Annotated in this window: 7 protein-coding genes and 1 pseudogene; 4 read left to right on the top strand and 4 right to left on the bottom strand. The window is 63.0% G+C overall.

What is annotated here, in order from left to right; translation table 11 throughout:
- Positions 1–266: pseudogene (locus tag AC1DUU_RS00215) on the top strand (DUF937 domain-containing protein); the annotation flags it as partial.
- Between the two features lie 184 nt (positions 267–450).
- Here the strand turns inward: AC1DUU_RS00215 and AC1DUU_RS00210 are convergent.
- Positions 451–741, bottom strand: a complete 291-nt coding sequence (locus AC1DUU_RS00210) for a YjiS-like domain-containing protein (RefSeq protein ID WP_476781388.1) — start codon at positions 739–741, stop codon at positions 451–453.
- A gap of 108 nt (positions 742–849) precedes the next feature.
- Between AC1DUU_RS00210 and AC1DUU_RS00205 the strand changes: the two genes are divergently transcribed.
- Both AC1DUU_RS00205 and xseA read left to right on the top strand, forming a co-directional pair.
- Positions 850–1,806 carry a LysR substrate-binding domain-containing protein gene (locus AC1DUU_RS00205; protein ID WP_476781387.1) on the top strand — a complete coding sequence of 319 codons (957 nt, stop codon included), beginning with the start codon at positions 850–852 and terminating at the stop codon, positions 1,804–1,806.
- Positions 1,807–1,862: 56 nt separating this feature from the next.
- Entirely contained in the window at positions 1,863–3,428 is a 1,566-nt protein-coding gene (xseA, locus tag AC1DUU_RS00200) for an exodeoxyribonuclease VII large subunit (protein WP_476781386.1), read from the top strand.
- On the opposite strand, the gene AC1DUU_RS00195 is transcribed toward xseA, so the two are convergent.
- The gene (locus tag AC1DUU_RS00195; protein ID WP_476781385.1) at positions 3,425–5,281 is read right to left on the bottom strand and encodes an AsmA family protein; all 1,857 of its coding nucleotides are present in this window, start codon (positions 5,279–5,281) and stop codon (positions 3,425–3,427) included. The genes xseA and AC1DUU_RS00195 overlap by 4 nt on opposite strands.
- Positions 5,282–5,464: 183 nt before the next feature.
- Here AC1DUU_RS00195 and AC1DUU_RS00190 point away from each other — a divergent pair, with 183 nt between their 5' ends.
- On the top strand, positions 5,465–7,423 hold the full coding sequence (locus tag AC1DUU_RS00190; protein ID WP_476781384.1) for an acetoacetate--CoA ligase: 1,959 nt from the start codon (positions 5,465–5,467) through the stop codon (positions 7,421–7,423).
- A 257-nt stretch (positions 7,424–7,680) separates the two neighbouring features.
- Here the strand turns inward: AC1DUU_RS00190 and AC1DUU_RS00185 are convergent, their stop codons facing one another.
- On the bottom strand, positions 7,681–9,402 hold the full coding sequence (locus tag AC1DUU_RS00185) for an ABC transporter permease (RefSeq protein ID WP_476781383.1): 1,722 nt from the start codon (positions 9,400–9,402) through the stop codon (positions 7,681–7,683).
- A gap of 75 nt (positions 9,403–9,477) precedes the next feature.
- Complete coding sequence (locus AC1DUU_RS00180; RefSeq protein WP_476781382.1) at positions 9,478–10,524, bottom strand: Fe(3+) ABC transporter substrate-binding protein; 1,047 nt, start codon at positions 10,522–10,524, stop codon at positions 9,478–9,480.
- Positions 10,525–10,538: the final 14 nt, after the last annotated feature.

The following is a 10,538-nucleotide window of genomic DNA, read 5'->3' as shown; positions in this document are numbered from 1 at the left end:
CCCAACGTCAGCAGGCACCACAGCAGAGCCCCTATGGCGACAACCCGCTGGGCAAGATCTTCGAAGAGATGCTTGGCGCCGGCAGCCAGACCGCCGCGCCAGCACCGCAGCCGCAGCCACAGCAACAGCAGGCCGCGCCAAAAAATCCTTATGACGACCTGTTCGGCAAGATGTTCGAGACCGGCCGCCAGCAGCGCGACGACTATCAAAAGGGCGTCGAATCGATCTTCGACCAGTTCAGCAAGGGCATGGACAGGCAGCGGTAAGGGAGTACGGCAATAGGGGAATAGGGCAGTGACGTCTAACCCTACTGCCCTACTGCCCTACTGCCCTACTGCCCTACTGCCCTACTGCCCTACTGCCCTAAGAAAAAGCCCGGTCCTTGGGAGGACCGGGCAACTTGCAGGCAAGGCCGGAGGGGACCGGCTGGGAGTGGGGAGCCTGCGAAACTCAAGCGATGCGGCGAGCCATGGCCTCGACGTTTTCGCTGCGCGATTGCCTGATCGAGCGCAACCTGACGGTTGGGTCACTGGCAAAAGGCAGGTCGACAGCGACATACAGATCGCCACGGGTGAGCCCGACATCAGCCAGTTCAGCGTCCGTCATCTCGCCAAGGCGATAAAAGGCGCGTCGGTTTTTCCAGGCACGCAAGAGATCGGCGGTGTAGTCGACGATACGCATCGCATTCACCGGCCGAGCCGCGGAATGCGTCGTCTCAGTGGAATGGTCGAGCGTGGTCATAGCGATCTCCCTTAGGGACAAACGGCGATGAGAGAGTGCTCTCGCCGTATTGATTAATCCAACGAATGTTTCTAATCTTTACTATCAATGTTCATGATGGAAACGACGATGGCCGCTCCGCTCGATCTTGACCAGCTTCACACCTTCATCTCCATCGTCGATACCGGCAGCTTCACGCGGGCCGCCGACGAGGTGCATCGCACGCAGTCGGCGGTGTCGATGCAGATGCGCCGTCTCGAGGACCGCATCGGCAAGGCGCTGTTCGAGAAGGACGGGCGCATGAACAAGCTGACCGAGGATGGCGAGCGGCTGTTGACTTATGCCAGGCGGCTTTTGCACCTCAACCGCGAAACGCTCGCCGCTTTCGACGATCGGGCGCTGGAAGGCACGATCCGCATCGGCGTGCCGGACGATTATGCCGACCGCTTCCTGCCCGAAATCATGGCGCGATTTTCGCGCTCCAACCCGCGCGTCGAGCTGTCGGTTCTGTGCGAACCCACGGTCAATCTTGCCGACCAGATCCGCCGCGGTAATCTCGACATCGCGCTGGTTACGCAATGCGAGGACACTAGGCCAGCCGAGATCGTGCGCAATGAACCTCTGCTTTGGGTGTCGTCGTCGAGCCACCTGGTGCATGAGGAAAAAATCCTGCCCATGGCGTTCGGCAGGCCGAACTGCCAGTGGCGGCGGACGGCAACCGAAATGCTCGATGCGTCGGGGCGCCAGTACCGCGTGCTGTTCACCAGCTGGTCGGCGACGGTCATTGCCGCAGCGGTTCTTTCAGGGCTCGCCGTTTCGGTTCTGGCCGAATGCGCATTGCGGCCGGGCATGCGCGTGCTTGGCGAAGCGGACGGGTTCAGGCCCCTGCCCGACTGCCGGATCGGCATCATGCGTGGCCATACCAGCCGGCCTGACATCGTCGATGCGCTCGCCCGCCACATCTCGGAAAGCCTCGACAACATCTCGGTGCCGACGACCGAAGAAACCGGCACGTTCGATTTCGCCGCCCTTGCGGCCACACGTGGGCGCCGGCTCAGGCCGAACCACATCATGCCGGGATGGTAGGCGACAACTGAGCGGCAAAGCTTGACGAGGGGGGCTACCCGGCCCTCAATCGCGCCATGAACGAACTTGCCACCGAATCACGCACCAACGCTGCCGAATACACCGTCAGCGAGATCTCCGGCGCGCTGAAGCGCACCGTCGAGGACGCTTTCGGCAATGTGCGGGTGCGCGGCGAAATATCAGGTTATCGCGGGCCGCATTCGTCGGGCCATGCCTATTTCTCGCTGAAGGACGACCGCGCCCGCATCGAAGCCGTGGTGTGGAAAGGAACGATGAGCCGGCTGAAGTTCCGTCCCGAAGAAGGGATGGAGGTGATCGCCACCGGCAAGCTGACGACCTATCCCGGTTCATCGAAGTACCAGATCGTCATCGAAAGCCTGGAGCCTGCGGGCGCCGGCGCGCTGATGGCACTGCTGGAGGAGCGCAAGCGCAAGCTTGCAGCCGAAGGTCTGTTCGACGACAGCCGCAAGCAGCTCTTGCCGTTCATGCCGCTGGTGATCGGCGTGGTGACCTCGCCGACCGGTGCCGTCATCCGCGATATCATCCATCGCATCAAGGATCGCTTTCCGCTGCATGTTCTGGTCTGGCCGGTACGCGTGCAGGGCGAGACCTCGGGCACGGAAGTGGCAGCCGCTGTCAACGGCTTCAACGCACTCGCCGATGACGGCGCGATCCCGCAGCCGGACCTTTTGATCGTGGCGCGTGGCGGCGGCAGCCTTGAAGACCTCTGGGGCTTCAACGACGAGGCGCTGGTCCGAGCAGTTGCCGCTTCGCACATCCCGGTTATTTCAGCCGTTGGCCACGAGACAGACTGGACGCTCATCGACCTTGCCGCCGACAGGCGGGCGCCGACGCCCACCGGGGCGGCTGAGCTTGCGGTGCCCGTCAAAGCCGAACTTGAGGCGACACTCGCCAATCTTGGCGCACGGCTGCGCGGCGCTGTCTCACGCATGATCGACCGGCGCAGCCAGGCCGTGCGGGCAGCTGCCCGCGCCCTGCCGACGCCCGACCAGCTTCTGGCGCTGCCGCGCCGGCGCTTCGACGAGGCAACAAGCCGGCTTGGCCGGGCGCTGATGGTTGCCACCGAGCGCAAGCGCGCGCGGCTTTCCGCAGTGCGCTTGTCCCCTGCCACCTTGGCGCGGCGGATTGGGGAGACGCGGCGACATCTCGACCGCGACATGTTGCGCGCCGACGCAGCGCTACGGGCCATGGTGCGCGAAAAGCGCATCCGTTTCGACCGAACCCAAGGCCGGCTTTCGCCGGAGCCGCTGGTTCGGCGGCAAGAGGTCTATGGCCAACAGCTCGCCGCACTGGAACGGCGCGGAACGCTTGCGATCGGGCGCAGGCTCGAACGGGCGAGGACCGGACTATCCCAGGCTGACCGGCTGATGGCGACGCTGTCGCACAAGGCGGTTCTGGCGCGCGGTTTTGCCCTGGTGCGCGATGCCGATGGTGCGGTGCTCAAGCGTGCCGCCGACATCGCCACGGGCACTTCATTGTCGATCGAGTTTGCCGATGGAACAGCGAATGCCATCGCAACCAGTGGCGACGCCAAGCCCAAGCCGTTGGCCAAGCCCGTTGCCAAGGCGAAGGAACCCGGCAACCAGGGCAGCCTGTTTTAGTCGCCCACTGGCTTGGAAAGCACAGGTGGGACAAGCGGCGAAACAAACGGTGCGCTCCACGAGCCCCCAACAAAGAAGGCCGTCGGCCGAGTTTCAGGGGTGGCCGTGGTCGCGGGGTCCTTCGCCTCGATGGCCCCTGACAGGGCCAGCCCGCGGCCGACATAGGGCACGATGCCGGTCAGCCAGATGCGGTTGGTGGCAGTCCGTGCCTCGGCCTTGTCGATCTTAGCAACCCCGTTGGCGATCGTCGCCTTGAGCTCGACGCCATCAACGGGCACTGTGCCACCCTTGACTTCGTCGAGCGAGAAGAAGCCACCCTGCGACGTGCGTTTCAGGAACGCCTGAAGGTCGATCCCGGCAATAGCGCCGACGCCGAAAGTGGCAGCCACCGAACCGTTGGCATTTTCAAGCAGTGCATTCCAGCTCAGACCCGGTCCATTGAGGATCACAGACACGGTGCCACGGCCGATGGGCACGATATGGCTCATGCCGGCGGCGGCACCGAAGGCGCCGCCATCGATGTCGGATGCCAGAAGCCGCATCTCGGCCTGCGTGCCGCCGGCCTTGCGGTCGAAGCGGATGCTGGCCTGGACGTTGCCACCGAAGGCTTCAGCGTCGGAAATGTCGAATGCCGCCAGGCCGCCCTTGACCTGAGCGGTTGCCGCGACCTCGGCAAGGGCGATGGAGCCGGCCGTCGCCTTGGTTGCCGAAAGCCGGAGATCGAGATTGATGCGGTCGGCGAAGCTCGTGTCGATCTGGGACGTGCCTGGATTGTTCGTAGGCGCCATCGGCGCGAAGGACGAGGCAAAGGCCATCAGGTCGAGCGTGTCGAAGGCAAGCGTGCCTGAAATCGACGGCACCGGGCCGGCCAGCGACACGTCCAGGATGCCCATGCCTGGATTGCCGTCGAGCGTGACCTGGGCGTTCTCAATCTTGAGACGCGACAGATCTCCGGTGACTTTGGAGGCAAGCGAGATCGAGCCAATTGGGCTGCCGGGCAAGACGCCGGGCTGCGACCATTCGAGCATCCGCCTGAGCGAGGGCGCCGACAGCTTGGCTTGACCTTCGACATGCATGTCGGCAGCCATGCTTATCGTGCCGTCGAAGGACGCCTCCACCGGCGCTGATTTCACCGAAGCAATGACGGGTGCGGTGCCGCCGGCGAAAAGCACGAGCGGGCGAGGCGAGGACAGCTCGATCGCCACCTGTTCGCCGCGCCAGATCCCGCTGGCCGTCAGCTTTCCAGCCTTGTTGAGCGCCGGCAGGCTTGCCTTGCCGGTGAGGTCGCTCAAAAGGTCGGCCTCGCCTTCGGCCGAGACAGCCACGACACGGCCGTCGATAAATTCGATCGTGCCGAACTGGTCGGATGACAAGGCGCTCAGATCCGGTTCGGCCGGGTTCGCAGCGACAGTGGCCCGGGCGCTTTCGATTGCCCGGCTGAGACGCCCGCCGCGCGATTGGGGAATCTCAAGAGTTCCATTTGCCAGGCGCTTGAGGCGAAGCGTCGGCCTGATGAAATGCGCATCGGAGAAATCGACATTGCCGCTCAAGGCGGAGAGCGCGGACAGTTCGATCTCGACACGCTCTGCCTCGATGACCGGCAGGCCTCCCGCGTCCTCCCAGTCCGTCAAGGTCACGTCGGTGAGGGTGGCACGGAAGACCGGCCAGATTTCGATGTCGGGGGCGCCATCGATCGAGACGCGAAATCCGCTCCACGCACTCATCTCGAACGCGATGCGGTCCTTGACGATCTGGGTGGAGGCGATGAACGGCAATGCCGCAACAGTGACGGCGATCAAGACGGCAATGCCGACGATCGCCCAGATGCTGCGCTTGAACAGTGGTGATGGCATGTTGCCCTTATGCTGCCCGTGCTGCGCCGTTATGGGAACCGGGTGTAACCGAGACACGCGGCATTTCAAGTCTTTGTGGTCTCGTGATGACGTTTGCGCACAGCGCAATGGCGCATTTCGACATTTCCTTGATCTGCTGCAGTGCGACATGCATAACCTTGCGCGGTTCTGGGAGAGATGCCGATGACTGTTGAGATGCCGCTTTGGGTGCCGTCTGCCGAGCAAATTGCGGAGGCGCCGCTGACGGCGTTCATGGCTGAGGCCAGCAAGCGCGCCGGGCAGGCGTTGACCAGCTACACCGAGATGCACGCATGGTCGATCGCCGATCGCGAGGTTTTCTGGGACCTGGTGTGGGACTTCTGCGGCGTGATCGGCCACAAGGGCGGTCGCGTTCTGGACAATGGCGACAAGATGCCCGGCGCTGCGTTCTTTCCCGATGCCAAGCTCAATTTCGCCGAGAACCTGCTGCGCGGTTCGGGCAGCCACGAGGCGATCATCTTCCGCGGCGAAGACAAGGTCGAGCGGCGTCTCAGCTGGGACGAGCTTTCCGCACTGGTGTCGCGGCTGCAGCAGTTGTTCGTCTCGCTCGGCGTCAAACAGGGCGACCGGATCGCGGCGATGATGCCCAATATGCCCGAGACCGTCGCGGCGATGCTGGCAACGGCGTCGATCGGCGCCGTGTGGTCGTCGTGCTCGCCCGATTTTGGCGAACAAGGCGTGCTCGACCGCTTTGGCCAGATCGAGCCGAAACTGTTCATTGTGCCTGACGGCTACTGGTATGCCACAAAACGCATCGACGTCAGCGAGAAGGTCGCAGCCGTTGCAAAGCGGCTGCCAAGTGCCGCCAAGGTGCTGGTGGTCGACTATCTCGGCGATGCCAGGCAGGTCGCGTCAGGCATTGCCAGGGCCGAGGCGCTGGACGATGCGCTGGCGCCTTTCGTGGCAAAGCCGGTGGCGTTTGAGCCCCTGCCCTTTTCCCATCCGCTCTACATCCTGTTTTCGTCAGGCACGACAGGCATCCCCAAATGCATCGTGCATTCGGCCGGCGGCACGCTCATCCAGCATCTCAAGGAACAACGCCTGCATGCCGGGCTGAAATCTGGCGACCGCTTCTTCTACTTCACCACCTGCGGCTGGATGATGTGGAACTGGCTGGTCTCGGGCCTGGCCTCGGAAGCGACGTTGTTGCTCTATGACGGCTCGCCCTTCCACCCAAACGGCAATGTGCTGTTCGACTTCGCCCAGGCCGAGGGCATGACCCATTTCGGCACCTCGGCGAAGTTCATCGATTCCGTGCGCAAGGCTGGGCTCAGGCCGATCGACAGCCAYGATCTGTCCAGCGTGCGCACCATCTCGTCGACCGGCTCGCCCTTGTCGCCCGAGGGTTTTGCCTTCGTCTATGACGGCATCAAGAAGGACGTCCACCTCGCCTCGATCTCGGGCGGCACCGACATCGTCTCGTGCTTCGTGCTCGGCGTACCGACCGAACCGGTATGGTCGGGCGAGATCCAGGGCGCGGGCCTCGGCCTTGCCGTCGATGTCTGGGACGATGCCGGCAAGCCGGTGCGCCAGGAAAAAGGCGAACTGGTCTGCACCAAGGCGTTTCCGGCAATGCCAATCGGCTTTTGGAACGACGCGGACGGCATAAAATACCACGCCGCTTATTTCGAGCGTTTCGACAATATCTGGTGCCATGGCGACTTCGCCGAATGGACTGTTCATGGCGGCATGATCATCCATGGCCGTTCCGACGCGACGCTCAATCCAGGCGGCGTGCGCATCGGCACCGCCGAGATCTACAACCAGGTCGAGCAGATGCCGGAGATCCTCGAGGCCATCTGTATCGGCCAGGATTGGGACGACGATGTGCGTGTCGTGCTGTTTGTCCGCCTCGCGCCCAACGTCACTCTCGACGAGGGGCTGGAGAAGCGCATCCGTGCCAAGATCAAGATCGGCGCCAGCCCGCGCCACGTGCCGGCGCGCATCGTCGCCGTCGCAGACATCCCGCGCACCAAATCCGGCAAGATCACCGAACTGGCCGTCCGTGACATCGTCCACCACCGCGCGGTCAAGAATAAGGAAGCGCTCGCCAATCCCGAAGCGCTGGAGCTTTATCGCGACATTCCGGCGCTGCAAAAATGAACGCGCGGCGCCCATATGCTTAACGAAAGGTGAAGTGTAAATTTACCTAGACTTCAGGAGTGGTACACTTTCGTAAATTTTTCATTGTTTGGGTAAGGAGCTGTTAATGTTCGGCGCCGATATTCGTGCCTAACTTGAGGGAGAAATCCCTTTCCTCGTCTTCGAGGATAGCTCGTTCGCTCAAGTCCCCGTTGAAACAGCATCTCCTTTAAAGGCGCCCGTTCAGGCGCCTTTTTCTTTGTCATGACAGGGAGAGTCTAGAGCGAGGCCTCGGCGTCGCGTACCAGCGCACCGGAAAGCAGCACCACCGGTACCATCGCCGTGACGATGATGACGATCGCAGCGACTGCCCCCTCTTCCGGCACGCCGCGCGAGGCGTTTTCGTAGACATGGGTGGCAAGCGTGCTGAAGCCGAAAGGCCTGAGCAGGATCGTCGCCGACAGTTCCTTGACGGTATYGACGAAGACCAGCACGGCAGCGGTGAGGATAGCCGGCTTGAGCAGCGGCAGCAGCACGCTTGTGGCACTTTGCGCCGGCGTCTTGCCCAGGCTGCGCGCCGCCTCGTCGAGGCTACCGGGCAGCTTTTCCATGCCGGAGCGGACAGCACCTTCGGCAAGTGCGACGAAGCGGATGGTGCAGGCAAGAATGACGGCGGCGGCCGAGCCGGTGAGCAGAAGCCCGGTTGAGAAGCCGAGATAGGCGCGGGCGAAAGCGTCGATCGAATTGTCAAAGCGCGCGAGCACGAAGAGCAGGCCGAGGCCGAGAATGCCGCCGGGCAAGGCATAGCCCACCGACGCCAGCCGCACAGTAGCGGCCATGGCGCGGGTCTTGGACAGGCGCTGGGCGTTGAGCAGGAACAGCGCGATGGCAACGGTGATGGCGGCCGTCAGCGAGGCCGTCATCAGGCTGTTGACAAAGGCATGACCGAGATCGGGCGAGGTGAATTGTTCGAGCCGGCGCGAGGCATATTGGCCGAAGACGGTGATCGGCACACCGAAGCCGCTGAGGATCGGCAGTGATACGGCAATTGGCATGGCCAAGCGCGTCCAGCCCTTCAACGCCACCCGCGGCGGATGGACTTTGAGATGGGTACCGCGGCCGGCATGAAAGCGCTGGCGCCTTCGCGCCCATTGCTCGGCGACGAGCAACAGCACCACGAGCACCAGCATCAGCAGCGCGATCTGCGCTCCGCCTTCCAGGCTGCCACGGTTGAGCCAGGTGGTGTAGACCGCAACGGTCAGCGTGCGGACACCGAAATATTCGGCAGCCCCGATATCGTTGATGGTTTCCATCAACACCAGGGCAACACCGGCAACGATGGCCGGGCGCGCGACCGGCAAAAGCACGCGCCAGAACACCCGGCCTGGGCGCGCGCCAAGCGTGCGCGCGACATCGGCTATGTTGCGGCCCTGCATGAGGAAGACGATGCGCGTGGTGAGGTAGACATAGGGGTAAAGCACCGAGGCGAGCACGAAGGCCGTACCCCAGGTCGAGCGGATATCGGGAAACCAGTAGTCGCGGATTGTCTGGAAGCCGAAGATTTCGCGAACCAGGCTCTGCACCGGCCCTTGATAATGGAAAAATTCGCCAAAGGCATAGGCCGCGAGATAGGGCGGCACCGCAAGCGGCAGCACCAGCGCCCATGACAAGATGCGGCGGAACGGGAAATCATAGGCAACGACCGCCCAGGCGCAGGCGACGCCCGCGACCGAAGTCAGTGCGGCCACCATGGCCAGCAGCGCAAGTGTGGTGCGCGTCGCGCCCGGCAGGACGTTTGCGATCAGATGCGGCCAGTCCTCGCCTGTGCCTGAAAGCGCGACGACGACCAGCGAAATGACCGGCAGGATGACAATGATGCCGATAGCAAGCGCCAAAGTGCCTATCAGAGGATGGCGCAAGCGCTTGACCGGCAAGGCTGGGGTGTTCGCGGCAAATGCCGCGCCAGAAACTCCACCGCCTGCTCCGTCCGTTGTCGGCACGGCAATTCCCCAGTAACGCGGAAAAGCCGGGCCGATTGCCCGGCCCGGCCCTTCCTCAGTTCATGACCCGGCCGGTCAGCTGCTCGGGCCGTCGTCGAGACCGACGCGGTCGACCATTTCGGACGCCGCCTTGCGACCCTTGGCGATGTCGATCAGCGGCAGCGTGTCGGCGTTGAGCGTGCCGAAAGCCTTGACTGTCTCGGACGGCTCGAGGCCCGGCTCGACCGGATATTCGTAGTTCTTTTCGGCGTAGACCTGCTGCGCCTTGTGGCTGGCCAGGAAACGGATCAGCTTGACGGCGTCGTCTTTGTGCGGCGCGTACTTGGCCAGTGCTGCGCCCGAGATGTTGACGTGGGTCAGGCCGTTTTCCCAAGTCGGGAAGAGCACGTTGATGGCGTTGCCCCATTCCTTTTCCTTGGGGTCCTTTTCGTTGTTGCGCATCAGGCCAACATAGTAGGTGTTGCCGATGGCAATGTCGCACTCGCCGGCGGCAATGGCGCCAGCCTGCGGACGGTCGCCGCCGTCGGGCTTCTTGGCCAGATTGRCCTTGAGACCCTTCATCCACTCTTCGGTCTTCTCCGGACCCCAATGGGCGATCGCCGCCGAGAAGAGCGCAAGATTGTAGTCATGCTGGCCCGAGCGCATGCAGATCTTGCCCTTCCACTTGGGATCGGCGAGGTCGGCATAGGTGATGGCCGTGTCCTTGACGCGGTCCTTCGAGGCATAAATGACGCGGGCGCGCTTGGTCACACCGAACCAGTTGCCTTCGGGATCGCGATATTCGGCCGGCAGCAGCTTGTTGATCTCTTCATCGACCAGCGGCTGGGTGACGCCCTTTTCCTTGGCCGACGTGAGACGAGCGATATCAACAGTCATGATGACGTCGGCGGGCGAGTTCTGACCTTCGGCCAGGACGCGTTCCTCAAGACCCTTGTCGAGGAACAGTACTTCGGTCTTGATGCCGGTTTCGGCCGTGAAGGCATCGAGAACAGGCTTGATCAGGTCAGGCTGGCGATAGGTGTAAATGTTGACGACACCATCGGCGAGCGCCGACGTAGTGAAGAGCGCCGCAACCGCAAAAGCGTAGCCGGCAATCGCCGACCGGGCGTTGTTGATCTTCATTTTTCTCTCCTGGC

Source organism: Aminobacter sp. P4_H6_2, from assembly GCF_056400805.1.
The sequence above is the reverse complement of the archived record's forward strand: the minus strand, read 5'-3'. Positions and strand labels throughout refer to the sequence as shown.